The sequence below is a fragment of the Phenylobacterium sp. genome, assembly GCF_036963605.1.
GTDB lineage: Bacteria > Pseudomonadota > Alphaproteobacteria > Caulobacterales > Caulobacteraceae > Phenylobacterium.
This window is the reverse complement of sequence record NZ_JBALUY010000033.1, coordinates 1-15,994: the sequence shown is the minus strand read 5'-3', so window position 1 is coordinate 15,994 and position 15,994 is coordinate 1. Positions and strand designations below refer to the sequence as shown.

15 protein-coding genes and 1 riboswitch are annotated in these 15,994 nt (G+C 70.0%); of the genes, 9 read left to right on the top strand and 6 right to left on the bottom strand.

All coding sequences use genetic code 11. From position 1 onward, the window contains the following. Nucleotides 1-7 precede the first annotated feature (7 nt). On the bottom strand, nucleotides 8-1,150 hold the full coding sequence (recF, locus tag V7702_RS08155; protein ID WP_335649616.1) for a DNA replication/repair protein RecF: 1,143 nt from the start codon (nucleotides 1,148-1,150) through the stop codon (nucleotides 8-10). A 110-nt stretch (nucleotides 1,151-1,260) separates the two neighbouring features. After that, nucleotides 1,261-1,474: riboswitch (cobalamin riboswitch) on the top strand. 285 nt (nucleotides 1,475-1,759) lie between these two features. Here recF and metE point away from each other — a divergent pair. Then, complete coding sequence (gene metE / locus V7702_RS08150; RefSeq protein WP_335649615.1) at nucleotides 1,760-4,072, top strand: 5-methyltetrahydropteroyltriglutamate--homocysteine S-methyltransferase; 2,313 nt, start codon at nucleotides 1,760-1,762, stop codon at nucleotides 4,070-4,072. Nucleotides 4,073-4,180: 108 nt separating this feature from the next. Here metE and dnaN read toward each other — a convergent pair whose 3' ends face one another. The 3 genes from dnaN to hrcA form a co-directional block, all read right to left on the bottom strand. After that, on the bottom strand, nucleotides 4,181-5,299 hold the full coding sequence (gene dnaN, locus V7702_RS08145) for a DNA polymerase III subunit beta (RefSeq protein ID WP_335649614.1): 1,119 nt from the start codon (nucleotides 5,297-5,299) through the stop codon (nucleotides 4,181-4,183). A 128-nt stretch (nucleotides 5,300-5,427) separates the two neighbouring features. Further along, nucleotides 5,428-6,048 carry a nucleotide exchange factor GrpE gene (gene grpE / locus V7702_RS08140; RefSeq protein WP_335649613.1) on the bottom strand — a complete coding sequence of 207 codons (621 nt, stop codon included), beginning with the start codon at nucleotides 6,046-6,048 and terminating at the stop codon, nucleotides 5,428-5,430. 10 nt (nucleotides 6,049-6,058) lie between these two features. Further along, nucleotides 6,059-7,129: a heat-inducible transcriptional repressor HrcA gene (gene hrcA, locus V7702_RS08135; protein WP_335649636.1), complete on the bottom strand. Its 1,071-nt coding sequence runs from the start codon at nucleotides 7,127-7,129 to the stop codon at nucleotides 6,059-6,061. 173 nt (nucleotides 7,130-7,302) lie between these two features. On the opposite strand from hrcA, the gene rph reads away from it, so the two are divergent. Continuing rightward, entirely contained in the window at nucleotides 7,303-8,019 is a 717-nt protein-coding gene (gene rph / locus V7702_RS08130) for a ribonuclease PH (protein WP_335649612.1), read from the top strand. Nucleotides 8,020-8,518: 499 nt separating this feature from the next. Here rph and V7702_RS08125 read toward each other — a convergent pair whose 3' ends face one another. Together V7702_RS08125 and V7702_RS08120 are read right to left on the bottom strand one after the other, a co-directional pair. Next, nucleotides 8,519-8,761: a helix-turn-helix domain-containing protein gene (locus V7702_RS08125; RefSeq protein WP_300577860.1), complete on the bottom strand. Its 243-nt coding sequence runs from the start codon at nucleotides 8,759-8,761 to the stop codon at nucleotides 8,519-8,521. Nucleotides 8,762-8,771: 10 nt separating this feature from the next. Further along, nucleotides 8,772-9,302: a DUF2975 domain-containing protein gene (locus tag V7702_RS08120; RefSeq protein WP_335649611.1), complete on the bottom strand. Its 531-nt coding sequence runs from the start codon at nucleotides 9,300-9,302 to the stop codon at nucleotides 8,772-8,774. 395 nt (nucleotides 9,303-9,697) lie between these two features. Here V7702_RS08120 and rdgB point away from each other — a divergent pair, with 395 nt between their 5' ends. From rdgB to V7702_RS08085, 7 genes are all read left to right on the top strand, one after another. Next, nucleotides 9,698-10,300, top strand: coding sequence for an RdgB/HAM1 family non-canonical purine NTP pyrophosphatase (gene rdgB / locus V7702_RS08115; protein WP_335649610.1), 603 nt, complete (start codon nucleotides 9,698-9,700; stop codon nucleotides 10,298-10,300). Further along, a complete protein-coding gene (hemW, locus tag V7702_RS08110) occupies nucleotides 10,297-11,466 on the top strand; it encodes a radical SAM family heme chaperone HemW (protein ID WP_335649609.1) in 1,170 nt (389 codons plus the stop codon). The genes rdgB and hemW overlap by 4 nt, the downstream gene beginning before the upstream one ends. 46 nt (nucleotides 11,467-11,512) lie before the next feature. Then, complete coding sequence (rsmI, locus tag V7702_RS08105) at nucleotides 11,513-12,388, top strand: 16S rRNA (cytidine(1402)-2'-O)-methyltransferase (protein ID WP_335649608.1); 876 nt, start codon at nucleotides 11,513-11,515, stop codon at nucleotides 12,386-12,388. Next, on the top strand, nucleotides 12,385-12,783 hold the full coding sequence (locus V7702_RS08100) for a YraN family protein (protein ID WP_335649607.1): 399 nt from the start codon (nucleotides 12,385-12,387) through the stop codon (nucleotides 12,781-12,783). The genes rsmI and V7702_RS08100 overlap by 4 nt, the downstream gene beginning before the upstream one ends. 13 nt (nucleotides 12,784-12,796) lie before the next feature. Then, a complete protein-coding gene (locus V7702_RS08095; RefSeq protein ID WP_335649606.1) occupies nucleotides 12,797-13,615 on the top strand; it encodes a SirB1 family protein in 819 nt (272 codons plus the stop codon). A 99-nt stretch (nucleotides 13,616-13,714) separates the two neighbouring features. Next, on the top strand, nucleotides 13,715-14,662 hold the full coding sequence (gene gshB, locus V7702_RS08090; RefSeq protein WP_335649605.1) for a glutathione synthase: 948 nt from the start codon (nucleotides 13,715-13,717) through the stop codon (nucleotides 14,660-14,662). Nucleotides 14,663-14,822: 160 nt separating this feature from the next. Further along, a partial coding sequence (locus V7702_RS08085) for a YifB family Mg chelatase-like AAA ATPase (protein WP_335649604.1) occupies nucleotides 14,823-15,994 on the top strand: 1,172 nt, incomplete at its 3' end.

Below are 15,994 nucleotides of genomic sequence, written 5' to 3'. Positions count from 1 at the left end.
GTTCTTCTTACGCGTCCAGTAGGGCCAGGCCCGAAGCGTCCACCCGGACGCCCTGGGCTCGGCCGCGAAGGTCTTCGAACAGGTGCTCGTCAGTTCCGGTCAGGAAGGCCTGCAGGCCGAGCGCCTCGATTTCGTCGAACAGGGCCCCTCGCCGTCGGCGGTCCAGGTGTGCTGCGACTTCATCCAGTAACAATATAGGGTTTGGGGCTGATTCTGCACGCGAAAGTCTCGCCGCCTGGGCCAGGACCAGGTTCAGGATCAGGGCCTTCTGCTCGCCGGTGGAGCATTCGGCCGCCGGGCGGTCCTTCTCCAGATGGATGACGGCCAGATCCCCCCGGTGCGGGCCGGTCAGGGCGCGGCCGGCGGCGGCGTCTCGCTCCCGCGCTGCGGCCAGGGCTGCGACCAGCCGGCCCTCGATCTCACCGGCCTCGACCCCGTCCCTGGCCATCTGCTCCCACTCCCCGGTGAGGCTCAGCCGCGCCTGGGGGAAGGGTCGCTCGCCGCGGCTGTCGATCTCGGCCTGCAGGTCGGCGAGGCTGGCGGCCCGGGCGACGGCCATCTGCGCGCCGGCCAGACCCATCCGCGCCTCCAGGGCGCCGAGCCAGGCTGGATCGTTCGGCCCGTCGGTCAGCAGGCGCATGCGCTCGCGCTGGGCCTTTTCATACGCGCTGGCCTGGGCGGCGTGACCGGGGCGGGCGGCATAGACCAGGCGGTCGAAGAACCGTCGGCGCTCGGCGGCGCCCTCCAGGAACAGGCGGTCCTGGGCCGGGGTCAGCCAGACCTGGCGCTGCAGGTCCGACAGCCGTCCCGGCGTCACGGTCTCACCTTCCAGCCGCACGGTGCGTCGGGCCGCGCCGGCGGCCTCCACCCCGGTGCCGACCTTGAGGGTCTCCTCGCCCAGCCGGATCTCGGCGGCCACCGCCCAGGCCCGGCCCTTGGCCTCGCCGGGCAGGCGTCGGCCGAGCTCGACCATGGGCGCGCCACGCAAGCCGCGTCCCGCCGTCAGCAGGGAGACCGCCTCCAGCAGGTTGGTCTTCCCCGCCCCATTGGGTCCGGCCAGGACGACTGGGCGGCCGTCCATCTCCAGCTCGGCGCGGACATAGGAGCGGAAGTCGGTGAGGGTCAGGCGGGTGAGGGCGGCGGGGATCACGTACGGCTCATAGCCGGTTTCCGCATCCGGAGCGAAGTCTCCGGTCAGCCATGGCGTATAATCGCATAAGGATATCTTTATGTGTCTCTTGACGCGGGTTCCGTCCTGGGCTTAGGTGACAGGGTCGCGGTTCTGCGGGTCTTCGGACCCGGAGCTAAGAGGGAATCCGGTGAGGGTCTTGCCATGCCCCGACTCCGGAGCTGTCCCCGCAACTGTAAGCGGCGAGCGGCTGTCGATCGTGTCACTGACGGAGACCCCGTCGGGAAGGCCAGACAGCCGCTTCGACCCGCGAGCCAGGAGACCTGCCGCGTCAGATAACGTCCACGGGCGGGGGGTCCCGGCGGGTCGCATCGTGCGCACGCCCGGACTCTCGTCTCACGGCGATCCCTGCGCCCGCCCGCGCCTGCCGCAAAGCCTCCGTCCTGTCCTTGACCTGAACGGGAGGCCGCCATGGCGCCTTCGCCAGAGCCGAAGCTGATCCCGACCCCACGTCGAATGCGATGGGGCCGTCGGCGCACCTAAGCCGTCGGCCCGCGCTCCCCAGACCCGCCTCCAGATCCCAGCCCTCAAAGTCCCGCCTGCGCGTGCTGCGCCGGCGAAGGAGATCCCATGCCCGCCGCTCAACCCGTCCTGGTCGCCAATCTGGGCTTTCCCCGCATCGGCCCCCGCCGCCAGCTCAAGACAGCCCTCGAACGCTTCTGGTCCGGCCGCCTCGATCAGGCTGGTCTCCTGCAGACCGCCGCCGACCTCCGCCAGGAGGGCTGGGCCCGCCAGGCCGAGCTGGGGGTCGACATCCTGCCCAGCAACGACTTCTCCCTCTACGACCAGGTGCTCGACGCCACCTTGATGGTCGGCGCCGTCCCGCCGCGCTTCACAGGCGCTCAGGGGCTGGCGCTCTATTTCGCCATGGCCCGCGGGGCCCGGTCGGGCGAGCAGGAGACCGGCTGCTGTGGCCAGGACGCCACGGCCTGTGAAATGACCAAGTGGTTCGACACCAACTATCACTACCTGGCCCCCGAGGTGGCCGCCGGTCAGACCTTCGCGCTCGCCTCCACCAAGCCGGTGGACGAGTTCCTCGAGGCCCGAGCCGAGGGTCGCCACACCCGGCCGGTGCTGATCGGCCCGGTGACCTGGCTGAAGCTGGCCAAGGCCCGGGATGGCTCGGACCCCCGCGGCCTGCTGGACGGCCTGTTGCCGGTCTATGGCGAGATCCTGCGGCGGCTGGCGGCGGCCGGCGCCGACTGGGTGCAGATGGATGAGCCGGCCCTGGCGCTCGACATCGACGACAAGGACCGCGCCGCCTTCGCCCGCGCCTATGGAGCCCTGGCGGAGGCCGCGCCAGGGCTGAGGCTGATGCTCACCCCCTATTTTGCGGGCCTGGACGACAATCTCGACCTGGCCCTGTCCCTGCCCGTGGCGGGACTGCATCTGGATCTGGTGCGGGGGCCCGGCGACCTGGACCAGGCCCTGGCCAGGGCCTGCCCGGACCTCGTCCTGTCGCTGGGCGTGGTGGATGGGCGCAATGTCTGGCGGGCCGACCTCGCCGCCCTGCTGGACCGGCTTGAACCGGTGGTCGCCAGCGGCCGGAGGATCCTGCTGGCCCCGTCCTGTTCCCTGCTGCACGCCCCCATCGATCTTTCCGCCGAGACCAGGCTCGATCCCGAGGTGGCAAGCTGGCTGGCCTTTGGCGTGCAGAAACTGGAGGAGCTGGCCATCCTCGCCCGCGCCCTGAACGAGGGGCGCGGCGCCGTGGCCGAGGCCCTGGCCGCGTCGGACGCCGCCCAGGCCGCCCGCCGGGCCTCGCCCAAGGTCCGCGACCTGGCGGTCCAGGCCCGGATGGCGGCGGTGACGCCGCAGATGGCGGACCGGGACGCGCCCGTGGCCGAACGCCTGGCCCTGCAGGCCCAGGCCCTGAACCTGCCGGCCTATCCCACCACCACCATCGGCTCCTTTCCCCAGACCCAGGCGGTGCGAAAGGCGCGCGCCGACGAAGCCAGGGGCCGGCTCGAGCCCGGCGCCTATCAGGCCTTCCTGGAGGCCGAGACCCGCATGGCGATCCGCTGGCAGGAGAGCGCAGGCCTCGACGTGCTGGTGCATGGGGAGTTCGAGCGCAACGACATGGTCCAGTATTTCGGCGAGCAGCTGTCGGGCTTCGCCTTCACCGAGCATGCCTGGGTGCAGTCCTATGGCTCGCGCTGCGTGCGCCCGCCGATCATCTATGGGGATGTGGCGAGGCCGCAGGCCATGACCGTCGACTGGTGGCGCTACGCCCAGTCCCTGACGCGCCGGCCGGTGAAGGGGATGCTGACCGGGCCAGTGACCATCCTGCAGTGGTCCTTCGTCCGCGACGACATCCCGCGCCAGGAGACCTGCCGTCAGATCGCGCTGGCCATCCGCGACGAGGTGGCCGACCTGGAGGCGGCGGGCGCTGCGATCATCCAGATCGACGAGGCGGCCCTGCGCGAGGGCCTGCCGCTGCGCCGAGCCGAGCAGGCTGCGCATCTGGACTGGACGGTGGCGTGCTTCCGGCTCAGCGCCGCGGTGGCGAGGCCTGCGACCCAGGTCCACACCCACATGTGCTATTCGGAGTTCAACGAGATCATCGACGCCATCGGCCAGATGGACGCCGACGTCATCTCCATCGAGACGGCGCGGTCTCAGATGGAGCTGCTTGAGGCCTTCGCCGACTACCGCTACCCGGCCCAGATCGGCCCTGGCCTCTACGACATCCACTCGCCGCGGGTGCCGTCAGTTGGGGAGATGGCCGACCTGCTGCGCCTGGCGGGCCAGCGGCTGTCGCCCGAGCAGCTGTGGGTCAATCCCGACTGCGGCCTGAAGACCCGCGGCTGGGCCGAGGTGAAGCCCGCCGTGGCCGCCATGGTCGAGGCGGCCCGGCGTCTTCGGGCTGAGGCCGAAGCCTAGAGCCTGATGCGATCAGACGGTGCCGTCTGATCGTTGAATCAGGCTCTAAACTTTGAAACTTGAGCGCGTTTTGATCCGATAACCGGTTCCCACTTATCGGAACGCGCTCTAGACCCGCAGGGGCATCAGCACATACTGGACGTCGCCGTCGCTCGGATCGAGCACCAGGGCCGGATCGTTGGGGCCGCCGAAGCGGAACTCGGCCTCCGGCGCGGTGATCTGGTCGGTGACGTCCAGGATGTAGCGGGCGTTGAACGACAGCTCGAAGGAGTCGCCCGAATAGTCGGCTTCGATCTCTTCGACCGCCTGACCGGCCTCCATGTTGCGGACGGTCAGGATGATCCGGCCGGGCTCGATGGCCATGCGCACCGAACGGCTCTTCTCGGCTGAAATGGTGGCCACCCGGTCGACGGCCTTGGCGAACAGCTTGTTGTCCACCCGCAGGATGCGGTCGTTGTCCTTGGGGATCACCCGGCCATAGTCGGGGAAGGAGCCGTCGATGACCTTGGAGGTCAGGGCCGTGGCGCCCAGCTCGAAGCGAACCTTCTGGGGCGAGAGCTGCAGGTCGATCTGCTCGCCGGCGTCATCCAGCAGGCGACGGGCCTCGCCGATGGTCTTGCGCGGCACGATGACGCCCGGCGCGCCCACCGAACCTTCCGGGGCGGGCATTTCGGCGAGCGCCAGACGGTGGCCGTCGGTGGCCACGGCGCGCAGCTTCTGGATGCCGCCGTCATTGACCACGTGCAGATAGAGCCCGTTGAGATAGTAGCGGGTCTCCTCGGTGGAGATGGCGAAGCGGGTCTTGTCGATCAGGCGGATAAGCTCGTTCACGTCCACGCCGATGCGGGCCGACAGGCCCTCGGCCGACATGACCGGGAAGTCGCCGGCCGGCAGCACCGGCAGGTTGAAGCGCGAGCGCCCGGCCTGGACCGTCAGGCGGGGGTCCTCCCCGGTGAAGCTCAGGGAGACGTCGGCCCCCTCGGGCAGCTTGCGGACGATCTCATAGAGGGTGTGGGCCGGCGCGGTGATCTGGCCGGGCTGATCGACCTGGGCCAGGGCCTCGTCGATGATCTCCAGGTCCAGGTCCGTGGCCGAGAAGCTCAGCCGATCGCCCTCGGCCGAGAGCAGTACATTGGACAGGATCGGGATGGTGTTGCGGCGCTCGACGGCGCTCTGCACGTGACCCAGCGCCTTCAGGAGCGCCGCCCGTTCGATGGTAAGCTTCATGTTGCGGTCCGAACCTCCATGCGCCGGAAGGGCGATTCCCCGGCGCCCCCCGATGGAAGGGACTTGGGACTTTACTCATTTGCTGGGCAGGCGAAAGCCCCTGGCGACTGCGCCAGGGGCTTATCGGATCAGGCCTTGGTGTCCACCGCGCCGCCGGCCTCGCCGCTGTCGTCGGCCGCATAGGGATTGCCGCCCGCGCCGTCGGCCTGCGGGGCGCTGGTCTCAGGACCCGAGCCCTTGGCCGCCACGACCACCATGGCCGGACGCACGATGCGGCCAAACAGCTCATACCCGGTCTGCAGCACCTGCAGGACGCCGCCGGCCCCGATGTCCTCGGCGGCCTGCTCCATCATCGCCTGGTGCTTGTGGGGGTCGAACTTCTCGCCGCGGGACGGGTCGATCTTCTTCAGCCCATTGCCTTCGAAGGCGCTCTGCAGGGCCTTCTCGGTCATCTCGACGCCCAGCACGAAGTTCTTCACCGCCGGGTCCTCGAGATCGGCCGGCGCCGCGGCCGTGGCCCTCGACAGGCTGTCGGCGGCGCTCAGCAGATCGCGGGCGAACTTCTGGATGGCGTAGGCGCGCGCGTCATTGGCCTCACGCTCGGCCCGGCGCTTGGTGTTCTCGGCCTCGGCGGCGAAGCGGAGCACCTGCTCCTTGAGGGAGGCGTTCTCGGCCTTCAGGGCCTCCATCATCTCGATGGCGGCGTCGGCGACGGCTTCGGTTTCGGCCGGCGTGTGATCGTCGGTCATGCTTCTTTCCTTACGCGTTCATCACCTGGCCCAGAACCTTGGCGGTGTAGTCCACCAACGGAATGATCCGGGCGTAGTTCAGGCGGGTCGGGCCGATCACCCCGATCGCGCCCAGAACCTTCTGTCGGCCCGTCATATAGGGTGCGGCGATGACGGAGGAACCCGAAAGCGAGAAGAGTCGTGTTTCGGCGCCGATGAAAATGCGCACCCCTTGCGCCTCGCGCACCCCGTCCAACAGGCCGATCAGCTGTTCCTTCTGCTCCAGATCGTCGAACAGCATGCGGACCCGCTCCAGGTCCTCGAGCGCCTCGCGGTCCCCCAGCAGGTTGGCGCGTCCCCGCACGATCAGGGCGCGGTCGGAGCCTTCGCCGCCGCCCCAGGCGGCCAGGCCGTCTTCGACCAGCCGGGCGGCCTTGGTGTCCAGCTCCTGGCGCGAGCGGTCCAGGTCGAGGCTGACCTCGCTGCGGGCGTCGTCCAGGGTCTTGCCGCGCAGCTTGGTGTTGAGGAAGTTGGAGGCCTCCTGCAGGGAGGAGGGCGTCACCCCGGCGCCGAGCGCCATCAGGCGGTTTTCCACCACCCCGTCCTCGAAGACCATGACCGCCAGGGCCTGGTCGCCGCCCAGCGCCACGAACTCCACATGCTTGACCTCGGCGTCGCGCACCGGGGTCACCACCACGCCGGCTCCGCCGGCCAGGCCCGACAGCAGGGAAGACGCCTCGTTCAGGGCTTCTTCGAAGCTGCGGCCCTGCACCCGCAGGCGCGTCTCGATCAGCCGCCGCTCATCCTCCCCCACATCGCCGACCTCCAGCAGGCCGTCGACGAACAGGCGCAGGCCCGCATGGGTCGGCAGCCGCCCGGCGCTGATGTGCGGCGCGCCCAGCAGGCCGAGCTGAGTCAGGTCCTGCATGGTGTTGCGGATGGAGGCGGGCGAGAGGGAGACCCCGCCGCGGGACAGGGTGCGCGAGCCGACCGGCTCGCCGGTGTCGAGATAGCTCTCGACGATGCGGCGGAAGATGTCGCGCGCCCGCTCGTCCAGTTCGGCGAGCGAGGGCCCGCGGGAGAGCAGTGGTGTGGTCACGATCGGCGGCCAGGGCCTTAAGGGTGCGAGCGAGGTGTGATGTGAGCGAGTTGCGGGCGGCCCATGGACGGGCCGGTCGGTTTTTAGGATAAGCGCGCGCCACGTCCGTGCAAGTCACGCCGCGCCCGTGCGGCCTCGATACCACGTCCGATACGACCTCAGGAAAGGTTCTCGCCATGCGCCCCTCGCAACGCGCCCCCGACATGCTGCGCGCCGTCACCCTGGAGACCGGGGTGAACCGCTATGCCGAAGGCTCCTGCCTGGTCAGCTTCGGCCACACCAAGGTGCTGGTCACCGCCAGCCTGGAGGAGGGGGTGCCCCCCTTCCTGCGCGGCCGCGGCCAGGGCTGGGTGACGGCGGAGTACGGCATGCTGCCCCGCGCCACCCACACCCGCGGCCGCCGCGAGGCCGCCCAGGGCAAGCAGTCTGGCCGCACCCAGGAAATCCAGCGCCTGATCGGCCGCTCCCTGCGGGCTATCACCGACATGAAAGCCCTTGGGGAACGCCAGATCTCCCTCGACTGCGACGTGATCCAGGCCGATGGCGGCACCCGCACCGCCTCCATCACCGGCGCCTGGGTCGCCCTGCGCCTGGCCACCCGCTACCTGATGGACGAGGGCCTGATCACCGCCGACCCGATCCTCGACCAGGTGGCCGCGGTCAGCTGCGGCGTCCACCAGGACGTCCCCGTCCTCGACCTGGACTATGAGGAGGATTCCGACGCCGAGGCCGACGCCAACTTCGTGCTGACCGGGGCCGGCGACATCGTCGAGATCCAGGCCACCGGCGAGAAGCGCGGCTTCACCCAGGCCGAGTTCGAGGCCCTGTTCGGCCTGGCCCGCAAGGGCATGGGCGAACTGTTCGAGATGCAGCGGGCCGCTGTCGCCCGCTGAGGCGCAGGTCTTTGGGGGCGCACGCGTCCTTGCCACTCCACGCTCGTCACCCTCGGACTTGATCCGAGGGTCCATGCGCACGGCGGCTGGCTCGGTGTTCATGGATGGTCGGGGAGGGCCCGACCATGATGGGGAGTAGGTGGCGCTGCGCCGTCGCCCACGCTGAAACGCAGAACGGCCGGATGCGGGGTGCGCATCCGGCCGTTCTTCTATCTTGGGTCGGGCTCTGGAGAGAGCGCCTGGCTTAGAAGCCGATCAGCAGGTTCCGCTGAGCGGTGGCCGGGATGCGGCCCAGTTCATAGGCCAGCGGAGCCATGAAGCGGGCGATCAGACGTTGGAGCTTGGCGAACATGTTCTGCCCCTTTCAGTGTGCAGTGCAACAATGTTGCATCGCATATAGGACCAGAGCCCCCACCCTGCAACGGCAGTCGGCAAATTTCTGACGGCCGTGACGCAATATCACGGGGATGTGTTGTGGCGACGCAACACGAGCGGGGGCTCAGGTCTCGTCGTCGTCCTCGAAGCCCTCGTCGGCCGGGCCGGGCTCGTAGTGCAGGATGTCGCCCGGCTGGCAGTCGAGTTCGCGGCACAGGGCCGCCAGGGTGGAGAAACGCACGGCCCGGGCCTTGCCGGTCTTGAGGATCGACAGGTTGGCGATGGTCACCCCGACCCGATCGGCCAGTTCGGTAAGCGACATGCGCCGCTCCAGCAGCACGCGGTCGAGAAGCACTCGGATCGGCACGGTCGGCTCCTCAGATGGTCAGTTCGGCTTCGCGGCGCAGGCGGGCGCCTTCGCGAAACACCTCGGCCAGCACGAAGACCACCAGCACCGAGAACCAGGCCGTCAGGCTCAGCGTCGGCTCAACGGCCTCCGAGGCCGGCAGGATCCAGGTCGACAGCGCCCAGAAGGCGTAGCGTCCCAGCTCCAGGCCCGCGAGGATCAGGCCCACCACCCGCAGACGCCGGACATTGTCCGGGTGGAAGGGGTCGCCGGCGGTCAGGGTGGCGAAGATGCGCCGCAGCTGGGCGACGATCACCAGCACCCCGCCCATATAGGCGGCCGCCGCCATCAGGCCCACAGCCACCACCGGGCCCCGGTTGACCACCTCCTCGCCCCCGGCCGTGACCGAGATGTCGGCCAGCAGGTCGGGATTGAAGGAGAAGAGCAGGGCCGCCAGCATCAGGACGCCGGCGACGCTGACCCCGATCCAGAGGGCCACGAAGACCACGTCGAGGATGATTTTCAGAAAGCTCGAAACCGAGCCTGGCCCCATCGCCCGCATGGCTACGCCCCCCTTGGATTGGCCGCTGGCGTCAGACTAGAGGATCGAGGCGCCGGCCACCACGGTCAGGATCGGCAGGGCGGCGAGGCAGACAGCGCAGGCCAGGGCGAAACGGTCGAAGGCGTTGGACGCGCGGAAGGTGTTCATGAGGCAGCTCCAGGTTCTGTATGTCGCCTTGCGGCGGGAAAGTGCGGCGGAGCGCCTTGGCTCCATGTCGGTATTCGATATGGGCATGCCGTTTTTCGATCAAGGAAATTATCGAAAAACGATATTAAATCGACGTAACGAAGTGACGGATTCTTCATGTGGACAGACGCAGCCCGGCGCAGGCCGCGAGCGTTTGCGAGGGCGCTGGCGGGCGCCTATGCTCCGCGGCCTCATTGGAAAGGACGGCCATGGCCCTGAAGCTCGAACCCGGCGCCCGGCTGGTGGTCGCCACCCACAATCCCGGCAAGGCGCGGGAGCTGGCGGCGATCCTGGAAAACCGCTTCGACCTGGTGACCGCCGGCGAGCTGGGCCTGCCCGAGCCCGAAGAGACCGAAACCACCTTCGTCGGCAACGCCCTGCTGAAGGCCCGCGCCGCGGCGCGCGGTTCAGGCCTGATCGCGCTGGCCGATGATTCCGGGTTGAGCGTGCGCGCTCTGGACGGCGCGCCCGGCGTCTATTCCGCCCGCTGGGCCGGTCCGGACAAGGACTTCGGCCTGGCCATGGGCAAGGTCGAAGAGCGCCTGCAGGCCACCGGGCTTGAGGACCGCGCCGCCTGGTTCACCTGCGCCCTGGCCGTGGCCTGGCCAGGCCACGGGCCAGCGCTGGTGGTCGAGGGACGGGTGGACGGCCAGCTGACCTTCCCCGGGCGGGGCCAGCGGGGGTTCGGCTATGACCCGCTCTTCACGCCGGACGGCGGCGCCCTGACCTTTGGCGAGATGGAGCCTGCGGCCAAGGACGCCATGAGCCACCGAGCGCGGGCCTTCGAGAAGCTCAAGGCCGCGCTCCTTTGACCGAGCCTGGGCCGCCGCCTCAGGGGGGCCCCCTGGGGGTCTATGTCCACTGGCCCTATTGCGCGCGGATCTGCCCTTACTGCGACTTCAATGTCTATCGCGACCGCGGGCGGCGCGGTGAACAGGCGGCCCTCGTGGAAGCGATCCTCCGGGACCTGACCGCCCACGCGGAGCTGACGGGGCCACGCACCCTGGTCTCGGTCTTCTTCGGCGGGGGGACGCCGTCGCTGATGGACCCGGACGCCGTGGCCCTGATCCTGGAGACGGCCCGGCGCCTGTGGACGCCGGCGGCGGACCTGGAGGTCAGCCTGGAAGCCAATCCCACCGATGGCGAGACCCGGAGGTTCTCAGCCCTCGCTCAGGCCGGCGTCGGCCGGCTGTCCCTCGGCGTCCAGGCTCTGGATGACGACGCCCTTCGGTTCCTGGGCCGCGATCATGACGCGGCGACCGCCCGCCGCGCCCTGGAGGTCGCCGCCCGGGCGTTCGGCCGGGTGTCCCTGGACCTGATCTATGCCCGCCCCGGCCAGACGCCGCAGGCCTGGGCGGCCGAGCTGGAAGACGCCCTGAGCTACGGGGCGGAACACATTTCGCCCTACCAGCTGACCATTGAGGCCGGGACCGCCTTCGACCGGGCGGTGCGCCGCGGGCAGCTGATTCCGCCGGACGACGAGGCCGCCGCCGTGCTCTTCGAGACCACTCAGGAGGCGCTCACCGCCGCCGGCTTCGAGGCGTATGAGGTGTCCAACCACGCCCGGGGCGAGGCGGCGCGCTCGCGGCATAACCTCGTCTATTGGCGGGGCTGGGACTATGTGGGCGTCGGCCCCGGCGCGCACGGGCGCCTCACCCTCGTCGGTCGCCGCCACGCCACCGAGGCGCAGGCGCGGCCCGCCGCCTATATCGAGGAGGTCGCCGAATCAGGGCGCGGATTCGCCCTCATGGAGGCGCTCTCAGCTACCGAGGCGGCCGAGGAGCGCGTCTTGAGCGGGCTGCGGATCGAGGCGGGCGTGCCCTATCATGAGGTGCCTGTTTTGGGCCTCTCGCCGACCCACGACCGGGTCAAAAGCCTTGTGGCGGAGGGGTTGTTGCGGGATAACAACTTTAAGTTGTCTGCCACCCCAGCGGGACGGCTGGTGCTTGACCATGTGACCCGACGGCTGCTGGTCTGACGGCGACGCTTGCCTTGCTGCTTCCGACCGGCGAACCCTGCCCCCCATGGCTCACCCTGTCGCTCCGCCACCCCTGTCCGACCAGCCCTTGTCGCCAGGGCTCTATGTCGTGGCGACGCCGATCGGCAACCTACGCGACATCACCCTGCGCGCCCTGGACGTGCTGTCGGCGGCTGACCTGATCCTCGCCGAGGACACCCGGGTGACCGGCAAGCTGCTGGCGGCCTTCAAGATTTCCGGCCGTATGGAGCGACACGACGAACACGCCGCCGAACGGGCGCGGCCCAAGGCCTTGGCGGTGCTGGAGCAGGGGGGCCGAGTGGCCCTGGTCTCGGACGCCGGGACGCCGCTGATCTCCGACCCCGGCTACCGGCTGGTGCGAGAGGTCGCGGCGGCCGGCTTTCCCATCCATCCCATTCCCGGCGCCTCGGCCTTGCTGGCGGGGCTGTCGGTGGCTGGCCTGCCATCGGACCGCATCCTGTTCGCCGGCTTTCCGCCCCCTAAGACCGCCGGGCGCCGCGCCTTCCTGCAGGAGGTGGCCGGCATCCGGGCGACCCTGGTCTTTTTCGAAGGCGCCTCTCGCCTGGGCGATAGCCTGGCCGACATGGCGCAGGTGTTCGGCCCCCGCGAGGCGGTGGTCTGCCGCGAACTGACCAAGCTCTACGAGACGGTGGTGCGCGGCCCCCTGGACGTGCTGGCCGCCGATCCCAGCCTGACGGCGCCCAAGGGCGAGATCGTAATCCTCGTGGGCCCTGGCCGGGAGGAGGAAGCCACGGCCGACGACGCCGACCGGGCGCTCGCCGAAGCGCTTTCACGGCTGAAGCCGGCCGAGGCGGCGGGCGAGGTCGCCCGGGCCCTGGGCCTGTCGCGGCGGGACCTCTATCGCCGGGCTCTGGAATTGAAGGCGGAGCAGGCGGAGTGACCACGCCCGTGCCGTCGACACGTACGGCCGCGCGGCGGATTCGCGGCGCCCTTGCCCGCCGTTCGGGGCGCCGGGCCGAAGCCTGGGCCGCTCTTTGGATGATGGCCAAGGGCTATCGCATCCTGGGCTTTCGCCTGCGGACCCGCCTGGGCGAGATCGATCTGCTGGCCCAGAAGGGTCGGGTCCTGGCGGTGGTCGAGGTCAAGAGCCGCACCACCCTGGAGGCCGCCCTTGCGGCCGTGACCCCGGAGCAGCGCGACCGCCTGCGCCGGGCCGGCCAGGCCGCGGCGGGGGCCCGTCCGCGTCTGAAGGACCTGGCCGTGCGCCTGGACCTGATCGCGCTGGCGCCGGGCCGCCTGCCGCGGCACCGGCCCGACGCCTGGAACGGCGCCTGATGAGCCAGCGGCGATGATGCGGGCCGAGGCCGAGGCCGTCCTGCTCCAGGCCGGGACCACGACGGACGAAAACGCCTTTCCCCTGCTGGAGGCGGCCATCGCCTGCGCCCTGCATGAGGATCCGACGCGGGACCCCCAGGCGGTGCGGGACCTGGCGGCCGCAGGAGTCGAGCGCCTGATGGCGCGCTTGCGTTGGGAAAGCCCGGAGGAGGCCCTGGCCGAGGCGATGTCGGGGGACCTGCGCCTGTCAGGGGACCTGTTCACCTACGAGCACCCGGATAATACCGACGTCATCGCCCTGGCCCAGCGGCGCAAGGGCATGCCTGTGTCCCTGGGCATCTTCTACCTGCATGTGGCCAAGCAAGGCGGGCTGAACGTCAAGGGCGTCGACTTTCCCGGACATTTCCTGTTGCGGATCGAGACCCGCGACGGCCCCCTGGCCCTGGATCCCTTCAGCGAGGGGCGCGTGGTGCTGCCCTCTGAACTCACCCGCCGCGCCCTCCATGCCGGACTGACCCCCAATGTGGCTGACCGCCTGGATCTGCTGATGGCGCCGGCCAACGACCGCGAGGTGCTGATCCGCCTGCAGAACAACATCTTCGCCGCCGCCGCCGCCATGGGCGACTTCCCCAGGGCCGAGCGCTCGGCCCTACGGCGCGCCCTGCTCGATCCCAAGGATCATCGGCCGTGGCTGGATGTGGCGACAGCACGTGAGGGCCAGGGCGCCCTGGCCGGGGCGCTGGAGGCCCTGGGGCGGGCCAGCGAACTGGACCACGGGGCGGCCCTGGCGGCGCGGGCGCAGCGCGAGCGCGTACGCCTGAAGATCAACTGAAGCCCACCGATCGCACATCGGCGTCTGGCGTTCAGGCCCCGGCCCGCCTATGTCCGAAGCCCGGTCGTCGAAGGCCGCATGTCACACGGGGAGCCCGCCATGGCCTTGAAGGTCGCCGTCCAGATGGACCCGCTCGAATCGATCAACATCGCGGGGGATACGACCTTCCTGATGATGCTCACCGCCCAGGCCAGGGGGCACAGCCTCTGGGTCTACACCCCTGACCGCCTGTCTCTGGACAGCGGCAAGGCCATGGCCCGGGGCCGTTCGGTGAAGGTGCAGGACGTCAAGGGCGACCACGCGACCTTCGGGGACTGGGAGCGCCGGGACCTGGCCGAGATGGATGTGGTCCTGCTGCGGCAGGATCCGCCCTTCGACATGGCCTATATCACCGCCACCCACATTCTCGACGCCATCCACCCCAAGACCCTGGTGGTGAACAATCCCACCGAGGTGCGCAACGCCCCGGAAAAGCTGTTCGTCACCAGCTTCCCCGGCGTCCAGCCGCCGACCCTGATCACCTCCGACATCGAGGCCATCTACGACTTCCGCGCCGAGCACGGGGACATCGTGCTCAAGCCCCTCTATGGCGGCGGCGGCTCCGGCGTGGCCCGCCTGCTGGCCGACGATCCCAATCTCGACGCGCTGCTTGAGCTGCACGCCCTGATCGGCCGCGAGCAGGTCATCGCCCAGAAGTTCATCCCCGCCGTCTCCAAGGGCGACAAGCGCATCCTGCTGGTGGACGGCGAGCCCGTCGGCGCCATCAACCGGGTGCCCGGCGCCGGCCAGATTCGGTCCAACCTGCGGGTCGGCGGCCGCGCCGAGGCCGTGGAGCTGACCGCCCGCGATCGCGAGTTGTGCGACATCATCGGTCCGGAGCTGAAGGCCCGCGGCCTGCTGTTCGTCGGCATCGACGTGATTGGCGACTATCTCACCGAGATCAATGTCACCTCGCCCACCGGCGCGCGGCAGCTCCAGGCCTTCACCGGCGTGGACGCCACCGAACGGATGTGGGAGCGTGTGGAAGCCATCCGTGCTCAGGCATAGTCTAGCTGCCGTGGGGTGAGGTTGCGTTTGGTCATTGCCTCGCCTTCCCATTGTGTTCTATCTTCGTTCCCGATATGAGCCTCGCCCTGCGACGCTCTGTGGATAGATTCGCCCCTAAATAGGCCTTGAGCCCGGGGGGATGCGAACGGGGAGACGCGCCGTGGCGGGGGTGGTGACGGTAGCCTTCGAGGGGGTTGAGGCCCGGCGGGTGGATGTGGAGGTCCAGCTCACCGGCGGGGCCGTGGCCTTCGTGGTGGTGGGTCTGGGCGACAAGGCGGTGGCCGAAAGCCGCGAACGGGTCCGCGCCGCCTTCGCCGGCCTGGGTCTCGCCCTTCCCGCCCGACGGATCATCGTCAACCTGGCGCCGGCCGACCTGCCCAAGGAAGGCAGCCACTATGACCTGCCCATCGCGCTGGCGGTCATGTCGGCCATGGGCATCATTCCCCCCGACGCCCTGAACGGCTGGGCCGCGGTGGGCGAGCTGTCCCTGGACGGGCGCATCGTCCAGGTGGCCGGCGCCCTGCCCGCCGCCGTCGCCGCCGGCGGCATGGAGCTGGGCCTGATCTGCCCGGAGGCCTGCGGGGCCGAGGCGGCCTGGTCCGGCGACACCCGCATCCTGGCCGCGCCGTCCCTGATCGCCCTGGTCAACCACTTCCGCGGAACCCAGATGCTGGCCCCGCCCACCGCCGGCCCGGTGGTGGAGGGCGAGCGCGCGCCAGATCTGCGCGACGTGAAGGGGCAGGAGAACGCCAAGCGCGCCCTGGAGATCGCCGCGGCCGGGGGCCATAACCTGCTGTTCATGGGGCCGCCGGGTTCGGGCAAGTCGATGATGGCCGCCCGCCTGCCGGGCCTCCTGCCGCCGCTGTCGCCGGCCGAGCTGCTCGAGACCTCGATGATCCATTCGGTGGCCGGCCTGATCGCCAAGGGCGAACTGACCCGCCAGCGCCCGTTCCGCACCCCGCACCACTCGGCCAGCATGGCGGCCCTGACCGGCGGCGGCCTGAAGGCCAAGCCGGGCGAGGTCTCCCTGGCCCACAATGGCGTCCTCTTCCTCGATGAACTGCCGGAGTTCTCGGCCCAGGCCTTGGACAGCCTGCGCCAGCCCCTGGAGACCGGCGAGGTGGTGGTGGCCCGGGCCAACGCCCATGTGCGCTATCCGGCGCGGTTCCAGCTGGTCGCGGCGATGAACCCCTGCCGCTGCGGGGTCGGCGGCCCGGGCCGCGGCGCCTGTGGCCGGGCGCCCCGCTGCCAGAGCGACTATCAGCGCAAGATCTCCGGGCCGATGATGGACCGCATGGACCTGGTGGTGGAGGTTCCCCCGGTCACCGCCGC

Coding starts and splice junctions, on each gene's coding strand:
- rdgB (WP_335649610.1), top strand. CDS start 9,698: ATGGCCCTGAAGCTCGAACCCGGCGCCCGGCTGGTGGTCGCCACCCAC.
- grpE (WP_335649613.1), bottom strand. CDS start 6,048: ATGACCGACGATCACACGCCGGCCGAAACCGAAGCCGTCGCCGACGCC.
- V7702_RS08120 (WP_335649611.1), bottom strand. CDS start 9,302: ATGCGGGCGATGGGGCCAGGCTCGGTTTCGAGCTTTCTGAAAATCATC.
- rph (WP_335649612.1), top strand. CDS start 7,303: ATGCGCCCCTCGCAACGCGCCCCCGACATGCTGCGCGCCGTCACCCTG.
- metE (WP_335649615.1), top strand. CDS start 1,760: ATGCCCGCCGCTCAACCCGTCCTGGTCGCCAATCTGGGCTTTCCCCGC.
- rsmI (WP_335649608.1), top strand. CDS start 11,513: ATGGCTCACCCTGTCGCTCCGCCACCCCTGTCCGACCAGCCCTTGTCG.
- dnaN (WP_335649614.1), bottom strand. CDS start 5,299: ATGAAGCTTACCATCGAACGGGCGGCGCTCCTGAAGGCGCTGGGTCAC.
- gshB (WP_335649605.1), top strand. CDS start 13,715: ATGGCCTTGAAGGTCGCCGTCCAGATGGACCCGCTCGAATCGATCAAC.
- V7702_RS08095 (WP_335649606.1), top strand. CDS start 12,797: ATGATGCGGGCCGAGGCCGAGGCCGTCCTGCTCCAGGCCGGGACCACG.